Origin of the sequence: Oceanobacillus sojae, assembly GCF_007991515.1 — a bacterium.
Lineage (GTDB): Bacteria > Bacillota > Bacilli > Bacillales > Amphibacillaceae > Oceanobacillus > Oceanobacillus sojae.
Genome location: NZ_BJYM01000009.1, coordinates 1 through 14,916 on the forward strand (window position 1 = coordinate 1; position 14,916 = coordinate 14,916).

Annotated in this window: 12 protein-coding genes; 2 read left to right on the forward strand and 10 right to left on the reverse strand. The window is 37.2% G+C overall.

Annotated features, from left to right (window positions below; all coding sequences use genetic code 11):
* The 6 genes from OSO01_RS11360 to OSO01_RS11385 all read right to left on the reverse strand — a co-directional run.
* Positions 1 to 480 (reverse strand): ThuA domain-containing protein (locus OSO01_RS11360; protein WP_147210559.1); only part of this gene is annotated, 480 nt, incomplete at its 3' end.
* Positions 481 to 503: 23 nt separating this feature from the next.
* On the reverse strand, positions 504 to 1,565 hold the full coding sequence (locus OSO01_RS11365; RefSeq protein WP_147210560.1) for a LacI family DNA-binding transcriptional regulator: 1,062 nt from the start codon (positions 1,563 to 1,565) through the stop codon (positions 504 to 506).
* 265 nt (positions 1,566 to 1,830) lie between these two features.
* A complete protein-coding gene (locus tag OSO01_RS11370) occupies positions 1,831 to 2,850 on the reverse strand; it encodes a LacI family DNA-binding transcriptional regulator (RefSeq protein ID WP_147210712.1) in 1,020 nt (339 codons plus the stop codon).
* Between the two features lie 244 nt (positions 2,851 to 3,094).
* Positions 3,095 to 3,934 (reverse strand): sugar ABC transporter permease, encoded by an 840-nt coding sequence (locus tag OSO01_RS11375; protein WP_147210561.1) that lies wholly within the window; start codon positions 3,932 to 3,934, stop codon positions 3,095 to 3,097.
* Complete coding sequence (locus OSO01_RS11380) at positions 3,934 to 5,241, reverse strand: sugar ABC transporter permease (RefSeq protein ID WP_147210562.1); 1,308 nt, start codon at positions 5,239 to 5,241, stop codon at positions 3,934 to 3,936. The genes OSO01_RS11375 and OSO01_RS11380 overlap by 1 nt, the downstream gene beginning before the upstream one ends.
* A 111-nt stretch (positions 5,242 to 5,352) precedes the next feature.
* On the reverse strand, positions 5,353 to 6,621 hold the full coding sequence (locus tag OSO01_RS11385; protein ID WP_147210563.1) for a sugar ABC transporter substrate-binding protein: 1,269 nt from the start codon (positions 6,619 to 6,621) through the stop codon (positions 5,353 to 5,355).
* Between the two features lie 258 nt (positions 6,622 to 6,879).
* Between OSO01_RS11385 and OSO01_RS11390 the strand changes: the two genes are divergently transcribed.
* Positions 6,880 to 8,649, forward strand: a complete 1,770-nt coding sequence (locus OSO01_RS11390) for a glycoside hydrolase family 13 protein (protein ID WP_147210564.1) — start codon at positions 6,880 to 6,882, stop codon at positions 8,647 to 8,649.
* A 133-nt stretch (positions 8,650 to 8,782) separates the two neighbouring features.
* Complete coding sequence (locus OSO01_RS23380; RefSeq protein WP_186813645.1) at positions 8,783 to 8,929, forward strand: hypothetical protein; 147 nt, start codon at positions 8,783 to 8,785, stop codon at positions 8,927 to 8,929.
* A gap of 81 nt (positions 8,930 to 9,010) precedes the next feature.
* Here the strand turns inward: OSO01_RS23380 and OSO01_RS11395 are convergent, their stop codons facing one another.
* The 4 genes from OSO01_RS11395 to OSO01_RS11410 all read right to left on the reverse strand — a co-directional run bounded on the left by OSO01_RS11395 (position 9,011) and on the right by OSO01_RS11410 (position 14,898).
* Positions 9,011 to 9,250 (reverse strand): ferredoxin family protein, encoded by a 240-nt coding sequence (locus OSO01_RS11395; RefSeq protein WP_077601899.1) that lies wholly within the window; start codon positions 9,248 to 9,250, stop codon positions 9,011 to 9,013.
* Between the two features lie 193 nt (positions 9,251 to 9,443).
* Positions 9,444 to 11,483: a glucose-specific PTS transporter subunit IIBC gene (gene ptsG, locus OSO01_RS11400; RefSeq protein ID WP_147210565.1), complete on the reverse strand. Its 2,040-nt coding sequence runs from the start codon at positions 11,481 to 11,483 to the stop codon at positions 9,444 to 9,446.
* A 153-nt stretch (positions 11,484 to 11,636) separates the two neighbouring features.
* Entirely contained in the window at positions 11,637 to 12,497 is an 861-nt protein-coding gene (gene glcT / locus OSO01_RS11405) for a glucose PTS transporter transcription antiterminator GlcT (protein ID WP_147210566.1), read from the reverse strand.
* Positions 12,498 to 12,729: 232 nt separating this feature from the next.
* Positions 12,730 to 14,898 (reverse strand): DNA topoisomerase III, encoded by a 2,169-nt coding sequence (locus tag OSO01_RS11410; RefSeq protein WP_147210567.1) that lies wholly within the window; start codon positions 14,896 to 14,898, stop codon positions 12,730 to 12,732.
* Positions 14,899 to 14,916 lie beyond the last annotated feature (18 nt).

The window sequence follows — 14,916 nt, forward strand, 5'->3', positions numbered from 1 at the left end:
CGGTGCAGGAATATCAAAATGCTCTCCATACATTTCTTCTTTTTCAATTTCAAAGTACTCGCCAATTCCTTTGGCAATTGGATGGGATGGGTCTACATTCCAAACACGTTCTGTATCGTCTGATTCACGCCATTTCAAATCACAGCCTGTTCCCATAAGAGATTTAAAGATTTTCGAGAAATGCCCTGAGTGAAGAACAATTAATCCCATACCGTCTAACACACGCTTTTTCACTCTTTCTACAATGTCATCCTGTACTTCATCATGTGCCATATGCCCCCACCAGATCAGCACATCTGTTTTCTCTAATAAATCCTCCGATAAACCATGCTCCGGCTCATCTAATGTCGCCGTAGTAACATCATGACCCGCTTCTGTTAAAAAACCGGCAATTGCTCCGTGAATCCCTTTCGGATAAATAGAAGCAACTGTTTCATTTGTTTTTTCGTGACGATTTTCATTCCATACTACTATATTCATATCAGACACTCCTTATTTTTCTTTTATTCCATCGTTACATTGATGACAGAACTATTATCTTTAGTTAATTTTCTATGAGACTCTCTCGGCTCAATTTTTGCAGGAATAATTACACTGCGTTTGAAAGTATCAGGATTATTAATCAGCTCAACTACCCCTCTTGAAGCTTCATAACCAAGCTGAAAAGCTTCTGTGTCTATGGACGTAAGCACAGGTATTGACATTTCTGTTATCAATGTCTTGTTAAAAACAACCAAGCTTATCTCATCAGGTACATGCACTCCTCTTTTATGTAATGCTTTTAATACACCTACTCCTTGAAGCGGGGTAGAAATGACAAGCGCTGTTGGTTTCGCTTCCATTATTAAAAATTCTTCTACTACTGCCCCTTCCTCTTCTGGAGTATGTACAAATTTCACATAGCTTGCATCTCTTCGGATACCATGTTCTTCAAGAGCTTTATAGTAACCTTCTACGCGATCCTGAATTACTTGAAAGGTGGGATTATCTCCTATAAAACCAATTCGGCTGTGATTTCTATGGATTAAAAATTCCGTAGCATCTTTTGCTGCCTGCATATTGTCGTTGTCCACAAACATGATTTCATTCATTCTTTCCATTGGTTTTCCGACAACAGAAAAAGGAATTGCTTTTTCCAATAAAAAAGGAACCACTTTATCATTTTTCTTAGCGTATAAAACAATAATTCCGTCTACTTGTTTTCCTTGTACCATTCGGCCAACATCTTTATAAATTTCTTCTTCTGTGCTTCCTGTAGTAATCATAATACTGTATCCGTGCTGTTGACAGTGAGCACTTATCCCTTGTAAAACCTCAGAGACAAATAGATTTCCTAATTTCCATGCATCGCTTTCCGAATACTTTAATACAACGCCTAATGTTTTCGTAGATTGCTGAACAAGACCTCTGGCATTCAGATTGGTATGATATCCGAGTTCGTTCATTACCTGTCGAACCTTCTTTTTTGTTTTTTCACTGATATGCCTGCTGTCAGAAATTACTCGGGAAACGGTAGAAGGGGCAACATTCGCTGCTTTAGCTACATCCTTGATAGTTATTGCCATGTGAATACTTTCCCTTCCTAAAATTTGTATTAAAAAGAATCTTAATTAAAAACCTTTTAATTACATTCAAAATAAAGCAAACGTTTGCATGAAATTTTGGTTTAATACTATCATTCATTTTATTGATATGCAAGAGTATTATATTCATTCTATTTAAAACATCACTTCCCTTTCAATCACATCAACGGAAACGTTTGCATAAAAATAATAAAATCTATAAACCTTTTTTTGAAAAATTGCTGATAACGAGTTACCAGCAATTTTTTCATTTCATTACTTTAACCGAATTCCGGTATGCGATAGAATGAGGAATAATAATCCGCTTTTTATGCAGCACCTGATTCGTGCATATTTGAATAATTGCTTTTGCTGATTCTACACCAAGACGAAAGATTTGGATATCCACTGTTGTAAGTGCAGGATGTATAATTTCTGAGAAATAAATATTATTAAAGCTGACTAAAGATATATGTTCAGGAACCTTCAGCCCATATTCCTCCAACATGCTGATAACTCCTACACTGATTAAGTCATCGCTTACAACAATAGCATCCGGCTTTACTTTAAGTTCTAAAATTTGTTCAACAGCTTCCCTTCCACCAGACTTTAGAAACTCTGTATGGATGATATACTCCTCTGTTACAGGAATGTCAGCTTCTTTTAATGCTGTTTCATAGCCTTTTTGCCGGTCGATGGTTACAACCAGATCTGCGGCTCCTCCGATAAACGAAATCCGTTTATGTCCATTTTCTATCAAATGCTCAGTAATATCTTTCCCCGCTTTTATATTATCATTGTCTACATGAACTATTTCGTCTTTATATTCTGAAGGTTTTCCCACCATAACAAAAGGGAAATTCTTTTCCTTTAAAAAATCCACTATGGAATCATTCAGTCGTGAATAAAGTAAAATTACCCCATCAACATATTTACCCAGGACCATTCTTTCGATTTCTTTAAACTTTTCTTCCTCTGTTTGCCCAGACGAAAGAAGCATTGAAAACTGCTCTTGATGAAAATATGATCCTATCCCTCTTAAAACTTCTGTAAAAAATGGATTCTGCAAAGACTTATCTGCTGAAGACGGCATAATCACGCCAATCGTTTTCGTTGACTGTACGACTAAATTCCTGGCAGTCAGATTAGGGTGATATCCTAATTCTTCCATTGCTGCTCTAACTTTTTGTTTCGTCTCTTCACTTATCCTCGAGTTATTAGCAATTACCCGGGATACTGTAGAAGGAGAAAAACCGGTCACCTTTGCTATATCTTTGATTGTAACTATTTTCATCACCCTCTAAGTCAGCTTATTCATGATAGTTTAATAAAGCAGAGAAACAGAGCTGACCAGCAAAACCCCATAAAACCTCTATAGGCTATTACGTCGGGAGTTCACAAAGCAACGCAGTCCCCAGGTATGCTTACCATGCAGAAAATAAATAATAACGGAAAAATTCTCTGTCTCTTATATCTTTTTATAGGACTTTATAACAAGTTTTATAAAACTATTTCATTTAGCATACAACATTTTAACCTTTTGTACCACCCGACGCTAAACCAGAAATTAAGTACCTTTGCAAGAATAAATAAATTGTTGCGATTGGAACAGCAATTAATACAGAGCCTGCTGCAAATCTAGTGAAATTATTCGCAAACTGATCGTTAATAAAGTTGTATAGCCCCAAAGCCAAAGTATAATTTTCTTCACTTGAAATTACAATGGACGGAAGTAAAAAATCAAATAATGGTGCCATAAAATTAAATAGAGCAACTACTGCCAGAATAGGTTTTGCCAGCGGAAGAAGAACACTCCAAAAAATCCTGATAGGACCGGCTCCATCAATCTTAGCAGCTTCATCCAGCTCTTTCGGAATTGTGTCAAAATACCCTTTTACCAGCCAAGCATTAAAAGGAATTTGACCACCTAAATAAATCAATATTAAACCGGTTAATGAATCTAATAGCCCAATCATATTTAAGAAGATGTATAGGGCAACCATCGCCATCATTACAGGAAACATTTGCAGTAATAAAAAGATATACAATCCATTCTTACGTCCTACAAATTTAAACCTCGAAAAAGCGTAAGCTACAAATGCTGTCAAGACTACACTCCCGATGGCATTTGCAAAAGCAACAATCAATGAATTTTTATACCATAATAAATAATCGCTTTGCGGACTGAACAGCCATTTATAATGTTCAAGCGAAAAATTATCCGGAATAATGCTTGAAGAGTATAAGCTTGTACCCTGATTGAGTGACATACCTATTGTCCAAAGCAGTGGATAAAAAATAATGACAGAAACGATTGCCAGTATAAGATAAATCGCCGTTACTTCTAATTTTGATTTCGTTTTCGAGCTCATTAAATTTCACCTTCTTCTTTAAAGGATCTTGTTTTTCGGAATTGGTAAAATGCAAAACCAGATACAATTAATCCCATGATGATGGAAATAACAGCTGCCATCGAATAGTTGTTTGTATCGAACGTCAATTTATATACCCAGGATATCAAAATATCTGTACCACCGGCATTCTGTCCGCGAACTGCGGGACCGCCTTCATTAAATAAATAAATGACATTAAAATTATTAAAGTTTGAAGCGTACTGCATAATTAATAAAGGGGCTGTTGCAAACATAACATGGGGAAATGTAATACTTTTGAACTTTTGAATCCGTGATGCCCCATCCATGTCAGCTGCTTCATACCAATCTTTTGAGATACTTTGCAATATTCCAGTGAACAAAGCAAAAATAAAAGGAAATCCAAGCCATGTTTGTATCATAATAATTGCTATACGGCTGTAGAGCGGATCACTTAGCCAGGATATTCCCTCCCCTCCGAATAAAGGAATGATAATATCTCTGTTAATCGCTCCAAAATCATCATTAAACATTGCGGCAAATACCAGAATAGTTACAAACGCTGGAACTGCCCAAGGTAAGATTAAAATTGTTCTGATTAATTTTTTAAATCGTACTCTTTCATCATTTACAAGGACTGCCAGAAAGAAACCCAGAGCAATCTGTAATGTTGTTGCTACTACTGTCCAGACAATTGTCCAAACAAATACACTAAGAAAGGTTTCCTGCCAAATTGGTACTGTAAATAAACTCTTAAAATTATCCAATCCTACCCAGTCTACTAAATTACGGGGAGGAGAATGATATAAATCATAATTTGTAAATGCTAATAGTAAAGAAAACAGCAATGGAAAAATAACAACAAAGATCATTAAGAATAGGCCTGGGAACGTAATTATATAAGGAAATGAATAATCATATACCTCTTTAATTACCTGTTTAAAGCTTAAAGGTACCCATCCTTTTTTTATTTTTTTTGCCTGTTTTCTTGCATCAAGTACATTAAATACATACAGTGTAATTGCTATGACCGAAACAATTAAAGACAGTACACCCAGTACAAGTAATCTTATAGAGTGATCTGTTCCTGGAATGGTTCCTAATGTACGCAATCCCCAAAGTCCAAAATTTAACGCATCTAAAAATGCCAGAAGGAATGCTCCTTCAATAAAAATAAATATACTTCCTTTTAAATATCTACGGTTATATAACTGACCTAACCCGGCAAATAAAATGGACAAAATTGTAGCAGTATTCGGGTTATGTTTATGATAATTCTTTTTCGGCTGCTTTTTTGGAGTAGTCAATCTTACCCCTCCTTTAACTTAACTGTGTATGAAATAAACAAGATTATTTTTAATAGCCTGCTCCCTTAAGAATCAGTAAATTAAAAAGAGGAGATAGACTCCTCATTTTAATTAATTTCCTCCGCCGCCGGCTTGTATGTTTGTATTGATCTGATCTACAGCTTCTTCTAATACTTCTCTGGCATCTTCACCTTCAGTTAAGAACTGTAATGCATTTTGCATCGGTTCCCAGACTTGGGCCATTTCTGGAGCACTAGGCATTGGAACACCAAATTGAATTTGCTCAGCAAAGTCAGCATACATTGGATCTTCAATATTATTTAAAGCCTCTTCATTTGGAGGGAGCTCTCCGGCAATATCATAATAAGTCTGTTGATTCTCTTCGTTTGTAATAAACATCGCTAAATCTTGAGCCCAATCTTTATTTTCTGAGTAATAGGATACCATCCAGGATTTAACACCTACGAAAGTAGAACTTGGTTCCCCATTAATTTGTGGGAAAGGCGCAAATGCTAAATCATCTCCCAAAGCACTTTCATAAACTGGAATACTCCAAGGTCCATTAATAACTGCTCCTATTTTTCCTTCTGTGAACAAGCCATCGATTACATCTGCAGTTGTAGCAGCCGGGATTTTACCAGAACCAAAAAACTCTTGATAGAATTCTCCGCCTTCAATTGCACCATCATTCGCTAAGCCAACGTCTGTAACATCATAATCACCAACTTCTCCCCCAAAGATATATCCACCATAATTAACTAAGAATGGGTAAGAAAAATAGAAATCATTTGGCCGCATTAAAAATCCATATTCATCATTAGAAGCATCTGTATGATCTTCCAGTAATCCTAAAACATCTTCCATTGTTTCCGGTGCTTCACCAATAATACTTTTGTTATAAAAAAGACCATATGTTTCAATAACTGCAGGTAAACCATATATATTTGTTTCATCATCATAAGTGTAAGTAACAGCATCTACTGCTGCATCTACGTATCTATTTAATTGGTCATCCGTAACATCAAGAGGCTCCGCTAATCCTTGCGCAACAATATTTCCAATCTGGTCGTGGGGCTGATAGAATAAATCCGGACCATTCCCTTCAGGTCCAGCTAATGATAATTGCTGTAATTGATCAACCATTGGTCGTCCTTCCACTTTGACTGAAATACCTTCTTGTTCTTCGTATTTCTCCACAATTTCATTAATTGCATCCATCTGTTCATCCTGATCATTCATCCAAATCACTAATTCTTCCGGCTTTTCAGATTCACCGCCAGCACTTTCCTCTCCTGGTTCTTCTCTATCAGGTGCACATGCTCCTAAAACCAGAATAAATAGTAAAGAAATTAACGCCAAGAAACGAACTTTCCCTTTCATTTCCCCAACTCCTCTTATATTTTTTAGTTGCGCAAACGTTTGCACAACAGCTACAAAAATCATTCTAATCTATTTAATCTATTTTTGCAAGGGGTTTCATAATTTTATTTTTCCTCTTGACTTATTAACTCTATTCTGCAAATAATAGATTTAATTACTATGTTTCACATACAATTTGAGGGCAATGCTTTGTCATGACAACAACCCCTGTTTTCTTAATTTGAAAACAGGGGTTGTTTATTTTTAAGGAGGAATTCCATGTTAAAAGAAGCTATCTATCACAGACCTAAAGGAAACTTTGCTTATGCTTACAAAGAAGAAACACTTCATATCCGGTTAAAGACGAAGAAAAACGATGCCAACAAAGTAAATTTGATTTACGGCGACCCCTATGATTGGAAAAAGAAAAAATGGACTTACAAGAAGAAAACGATGACTGTTGCTGCTTCCGATGATTTATTTGATTACTGGTTTATTGAACTAGATGTACCTACAAGGCGCTTACGGTACGGCTTTGAAATAAATGATGGGAAAGATACATTGATTTATACAGAAAAAGGATTTTATTCTCAAATAGAAACGGACGATATATCCTATTATTTCTGTTTTCCATTTATTAATCCCATTGATATTTTTGAAGTACCTGCATGGGTTAAAGAGACTGTCTGGTATCAAATTTTCCCGGACCGATTTGCAAATGGAAATAAAAAAAATGATCCTGAAAAAGTATTGCCCTGGGCCAGTGAAGCGCCAGCCTTAGACAACTTTTTTGGCGGGGATTTTGAAGGGATTATTAAGAACCTAGATTACTTAACAAATTTAGGTATCAATGGGATTTATCTGACACCTATCTTTAAAGCGTATTCCAATCACAAATACGACACCATTGACTATATAGAAATTGATCCGCAATTCGGAGACAAAGAAACGTTTAAAAAACTTGTCGATGCATGTCATCAAAGAGGTATCCGTGTAATGCTGGATGCCGTGTTTAATCATAGCGGTCTGTATTTTGGGCCATTTCAAGATGTCCTGAAAAATCAAGAAAAGTCCAAATACACAGACTGGTTTCATCTGCATGAATTTCCAGTAAAGGATGTCTATCCACCTAACTATGATACATTCGGATATGTTGAATCAATGCCAAAACTAAATACCGAAAACCCGGAAGTGCGCTCTTATTTCTTAGATGTAGCCTCTTATTGGATTGAAGAATTTGATATTGACGGCTGGCGCCTGGATGTGGCAAATGAAGTAGATCATTCTTTTTGGAAAGCATTTCGTAAAAGAGTTAAATCGATTAAACCAGACTTATATATTCTTGGAGAAATATGGCATGATGCACTCCCATGGCTGGAAGGAGACCAGTTTGATGCAGTTATGAACTATCCGCTCACTTTAGCCGGACTCGATTATATTGCAAAAGAAAAAATTAATACTATTCAATTTGCTAACCGATTATCCAAATCTTATACATCTTATACAGAAAACAGTAATGAAGCAGCTTTTAACCTGCTTGGCAGTCATGACACACCACGAGTCCTGACTGAATGCGATGAGGATATTAACAAGGTTCGTCTATTATATACCCTGTTATTTTCTTTCCCTGGTACACCTTGTGTTTATTACGGGGATGAAATCGGCATGACTGGAGGAGAAGATCCAGAATGCAGAAAATGTATGGTCTGGGATGAAGAAGGCCAAAATACCAGTCTGAAAAACTTTGTTAAACAGTTTATTCAATTGCGCCTTTCTGAAGAAGCATTTACACAAGGAAAGCTCTCCATTATCGAGCCGGATAATGAAGATGATTGTTTTCACTTTGTAAGAACTGTCAAAAATACTTCAGTTCACTTCTTTATAAATACGTCAGATCAGTCAGTGAAGACATCATTGGACTGCAGTTCTACTGAGTATGCTTTTGATTTATGGAATCAAAAAGAACTGAATATCAAAGAAGATAAATTGGACTTTGAGTTACCTGCCAATGATTTTGTAATTATAAAGCAGAGAAATTATAGTAAGTAACCTAAGCCAGTGAAGGTACAGCTATGTCATTCTCCTTCACTGGTTTTTTAATTTATTTCCAACAATATAGAAGCAAACAATATTTTTAATATGTTATTATAAAAGTAAACAATCCGCTAGAAGGTGTATTCTTATGAAAGTAAAAATGAATGTTCAAACTGCTTATCACGGTGATTTATTACGTGCCGGAAAGGAATATGAAATTGATGAGGAGACTGCAAAACGCTGGATCGCCAGCAGACTTGCTGAGAGAGTACAAGAGAACTCAGAAGATGAATAAATAAAGTAACCAAAAAAACAGCCCGTCTGTCTTCAAAATGCAGGTGGGCTGTTTCTTTGGAGTTCCATCAATTAAAAGTATTTATCTGTTTGCAAAAAATTCTTCTGCTTCTTCTAAATACTTTTCTTGATCGGGAGTTAAATCGTACTCCTCTTCAATTGCAGACACTGGACAAACTGCCTTGCACGCGCCGCAATCGATGCAAATATCAGGATCAATATAAAATTGCTTGATGCCTTCTTCTATACAATCAACAGGACAAACACTAACGCATTCTCCCGCTTTTTCACCTCTGCATGGATCAAGAATAACAAAAGCCATGGAAAGAAAACCCTCCTTACATGATTAACATGATTCATCCTAAATGATAAGGGTTTTATGGGATGAAGTAAACTGTTTCACCTCTGTTTATGTGTATTTTCTGTGAAAAAAGCGAGACTTTATTAAGCAGATTTGCATTTTTTCTGCTGAAATTAGGTGACAGTAATCGAGCTGTCCAGCAATCCGTTTTATCCTATTTAATTTCAATAATACCGTTCTCTCCAGCATCTACCCCTGTTTTCAGCAATCCAACTCGCTGACCATCTTCCAGATTTGTAAAGATAATTGGGCTAATAGTTGATTTAGCATATTCACTAATGCAATCTAAATCAGCTTTTAATAACGTTTGACCTACTTTCACTTCCTGTCCCTCTTCTACAAAAATTTCAAATCCTTCACCTTTAAGATTTACTGTATTAATACCAATATGAATCAAGATTTCTTTACCTGTTTCTGATTCCAGACCAATCGCATGCTTCGTAGGAAAAACATTCGTGACTTTCCCATTTACCGGAGAAACTACTAAACCATCCGACGGCTCAACTGCAAAGCCATCTCCCATCATTCTGCCGGCAAATAATTGATCAGGAACTTCTATAATCGAAATTAATCTTCCGTTTAGCGGGGAAGCAATATCTTCAACGAAGCTTGGATACTGTCCATGTTCCTTTGTTTCTTCCGCAGTGTAAAGCCCCGGATTTTCTGGCACAAGTCCAGGTGCCCTGCCGGATATAATATCCTGTATCTGCCCTTTAATAATTTCTGAGCGTGGTCCGAAAATAGCCTGAATATTATTTCCAACCTTCTGAATGCCTGTCGCGCCCAGCTGCTTCAGCTTATTTTTATCGACCTCTTTAATTGAATTCACAGACACACGTAACCGCGTAATACAAGCATCCAGATGAGTAATATTTTTCTGTCCGCCCATTGCTTCTAATACATGATAGGCTAAATCAGCGGATTTTCTTTTTCCACCATTATTCTCTTCTTCAACTGTTTCTTCACGTCCCGGAGTCATCAGGTTAAACTTCTTAATAAAGAAACGGAATAAAAAGTAATAAAGCACTGCAAAGAAAAGTCCAAGTATAATTGTAATCCACCAGGGCTCCTGATTCGGCAATACTCCGAACAGTACGAAGTCAATTGCCCCTCCTGAGAAGGTATAACCGACATTGACACTGAACCATGTCATCAATACATAGGATAGCCCATCTAGAACTGCGTGAATAAAAAATAATAATGGTGATATGAATAAGAATAAGAACTCAATCGGTTCTGTAATACCTGTTAAGAAGGAAGTCAATGCCCCTGAAACAAGCAGTCCGGCAACAAGCTTCTTTCTTTCTGGACGTGCAGTGTGATACATTGCAAGCGCTGCAGCAGGTAACCCAAACATCATAATCGGAAATTCTCCTGCCATAAAGTTACCTGCAGTAATCTTTACACCATCTCTTAACTGCGCAAAGAAAATGGTCATATCTCCACGAATAATTTCGCCGGCAAGGTTCGTATATGTACCAAATTCATACCAGAAGGGAGAATGAAAAATATGATGCAGTCCAAATGGAATTAATAGACGTTTAATAAATCCAAACATAAACACTGCAATATAAGTTCCTTCTTCAATCAGCCAATAGGAAGCACTGTTCATAACGTTTTGTATCGTCGGCCATATAAACATTAATAAAATTCCGGCAAGGAAAGAAACAGCTGCCGTCACAATTGGAACAAAGCGTTTTCCCGCGAAAAATCCTAAGAAGGATGGCATCTCCATATTATGAAACCTGTTAAAACAATAGGCGGCTATTAAACCGGCGATAATCCCGCCAAATACCCCAGTCTGTAAAGTCCCTATCCCAAGTACACTTGCAAAACCAGGATCTTCCCTAATCATTTCTGGAGTTACCTGCATAAACGAACCCATTACCTGATTCATAACCAGGTAGCCTACCAGTGCAGCAAGCCCGGCAGCTCCGTCACTTGCCAGTCCTATCGCAACACCAATTGCAAAAATAAGCGGTAAATTATCAAAAATAACTCCGCCGGCATCTTCCATTACTGTTGCAGTTAATTGAATCCAGTCCGCTTTAAGAAACGGAAGATATCCAAGCATGGTATCCTGTTGAGCAGCATTTCCAAATCCAAGCATAAGACCTGCTGCCGGCAAAAGAGCTACCGGAAGCATAAGTGCCTTACCAACCTTTTGAAGAACTCCAAACGTTCTTTTGAACATATAAACACCTCTTTAATCTGACCCCGGCGATAAAAAAGGCATAAGCAGAAACACAAGGATAGTGCATGCAGATACTGAATACTGTACCTCTCACTATCTAAGTATCCTTACTCATGCCTGATCAAACCACTCACACGTTTAAGAACTAAATAATTATTTCGTCTTTGCTTTTAATTGAATACTTTCATATAGACGCTGCAAATGAATTGTCAAATAGACGGATTCAGCATCAAAGATTGGTTTCTTTAAAGCCTGCTGCATAATTTTAATCAGCTTCCATGACAAATTATAGAACACCGGATATTCCTCTTTCAATAAGGCTGCCATTTTTTTCGGCTCCTCTACCTTATCTTCAATTAAAACACGTTCTATTGTATATCGGAGATGCCTGACAAAACGAGCATAATCCATACCATCTCTATCTAAAGTTATACAGAGCTGATCCTCAATCACCTGAATTAAATTAGATACAAGCTGTGAATACCGGTTAATTTCATTTAATGTTGTACCCTCCATTGCACTATGAATATGCAATGCAATAAATCCAATTTCTCCCACTGGCAGATGGACCGGTAAAAATTGATTCATATATTCTACAATTTCGGATGCAATTTCATATTCAAATGGATAAAGCACCTTTGTCTCTGACAGAAATGGATTACGAATTTCTAACCCTTTCTGCAAACGGGCAATTGCAAAAACAATATGGTCTGTCAATGCAACAAGTGCATGTTCATCCGTAAATGTATTGACACGTTTTTTGATTATTTCTATAGAATCCACAATACTCTGCAATGTTTTTTCATCGATATTGTGAATAATCTTTTTATAATTTTCCTGTTCTGCTTTATTTCGGAGAACAAATAGCTTCTCTACGGTTTTGGATTCAATAAGATCATGCTTCTTTTTAGCAAATCCGATGCCCTTCCCGATAAGGATGACTTCATTTTGATCCGTATCTTCGGCAATAAGAACATTGTTATTGAGTGATTTGATTACAGAAAAGGCATCCATATCAATCATCCCCTCTACGTATTAACTCTCTCTTCTACCTATTATATATCACTTCAACTAAACTGCAAATTATGGATTTTTTTAGGGAATAAGGTCTTTTAGTATTGAAATGATGTACTTCCTATCTCAGCAAATACCTACTTAAAAAATCATTTTTTATATCCTTGTTCTTCGTTTCATTAGATGAAAAAGTCCCCATTTTTATTGTGGGGACTTTACCATTTCTATTCACTCAGGAACGATCTTTTAACTTCGCCAATGCATCTGCAAGAGCATTGTTTTTAAAATCATCCTGCTTTTTCATATACTTATTGACATCTTTTTTAGATACCTTCTGGTTCTTTTCTTTTTCTTTTCTGGCCTGGAAGGTAGATAACTTTTCACGATGCCCGCAGGAGCACATAAACATTTGACCCTCGCCTTCGCCGCGGAGTTCTAAACGTTTATGGCACTTAGGACAGCGCGCATTAGTATATTTTGCGATATTCTTTTTACCGCCACAGCTGCGATCCTGGCAGACCAGCCTTTTACCATGCTTGTTTTTAACTTCCAGCATCAGCTTACCGCATTTCGGGCATTTTGTCCCTGTCATATTATCATGTTTGAACTTTTCTTCACTTGCTTTTATTTCTTGAACAGCCTGCTTTGTATACGTCTTGATTTCTTTTAAGAAGGCTTCTTTCTTTAGCTTGCCATCAGCAATTTGCCCTAATTTTTGCTCCCACTCTGCTGTTAAGATTGGAGAACGGAGCTTTTCAGGTGCTAATTCTAACAGCTGCCTTCCTGTCGAGGTCAGATAGATATATTTGCCCTTCAGCTCCATGTATTGATTATTGAACAGCTTTTCAATAATATCTGCACGAGTAGCAACCGTTCCAATGCCGCCTGTCTGCTTCATTGTTTTTACAAGCTCTTGCTTTTTCGTTTCCATATATTTCGTCGGGTTTTCCATTGCTTGCAGCAGACTTCCCTCTGTAAAGCGTTCCGGCGGTGTTGTCTGACCTTCCTTAATCGTATAGGTAAGAGCCATTTCCTCCCCTTTCGTAACTTGAGGAACACTGGAACGAATTTCTTCTTCATCGTCTGCCTGGTGCTGGTAAATTTCCTTCCAGCCTGAAGCAACAATTCTATTTCCCTTTGCCTCAAAGGTTTCCCCTGCTGCTTCTACGGTAATGCTCGTTTGCTCATATTCATACGGTTTGGAAAGAGCACCTAAAAAGCGCTGCACAATTAACTGGTAGATTTTCCGTTCCTGATTAGACAATGCACTGTAATCTACCGGTTCTTCTGTAGGGATAATCGCATGGTGATCAGTTACTTTGCTGTTATCCACAATAGCTTTACTGATCCGTAAATCTTCTCTCAAGATTTTCCCCGCTGCTTTCGCATATTCATCTACACCACTGGCTTTTACACGTTCTTTTAATGTAGATACCATATCCGCAGATAAATGCCTTGAATCAGTTCTTGGGTACGTAACAAGCTTATGCTGTTCATATAATTTCTGCAAAACAGATAATGTTTGTTTCGCCGAAAATTGATAAATCCGGTTGGCGTCCCTCTGTAAATCCGTTAAATCATATAGTGTCGGCGCATGTTTTTTCTTATGCTTTTTATCCACATGCGAAATAACTGATTTTTCTTTGGATACTTTTGCTTTTAATTTATCCACTGCTTCCTTTGAGAAAATACGGGATTGGTTCTTTTTATCCTTCCAGGTTACCACAAATCCGCCTTTTGTTTTTCCCTGCAGCTGATAGTACGTCTTTGGCTTAAATTGATTAATTTCCTGTTCGCGCATGGCAATCATTTCAAGCGTAGGTGTCTGTACACGACCGCTGGATAAAGAAGCATTATGCTTTGTTGTTAATGCTCTTGTCGCATTTAAACCGACATACCAGTCTGCTTCCGAACGCGCTACAGCTGATTGATACAGATTCCAATATTGATTTCCAGGCTTTAAGTTTCGAAAGCCATCTTTAATTGCTTTATCTGTAACAGAGCTGATCCATAGACGCTGAACCGGCTTCTTGACATGAGCTTTTTCCAAAATCCATCTGGCAACAAGCTCTCCTTCTCTTCCAGCATCGGTAGCAATAACAATATTGCTTACATCTTGACGTGACAACTGCTGTTTTACGGTTTGGAATTGCTTACCTGTCTTCTTCATCACAACCAATTTCAAATGATCGGGAAGCATCGGTAAATCTTCCATACTCCATGTTTTATATTTTGCATCATAGACTTCTGGATCTGCTAAGGTAACTAAATGTCCTAACGCCCAGGTCACAATGTACTTTGTCCCTTCCTGATAACCATTACCTTTTTTATTACAGCCAAGGACTCTTGCTATATCTTTACCTACAGACGGCTTTTCTGCTAATACTACTGTCTTACTCATTTATATCCCTCTTTTTAT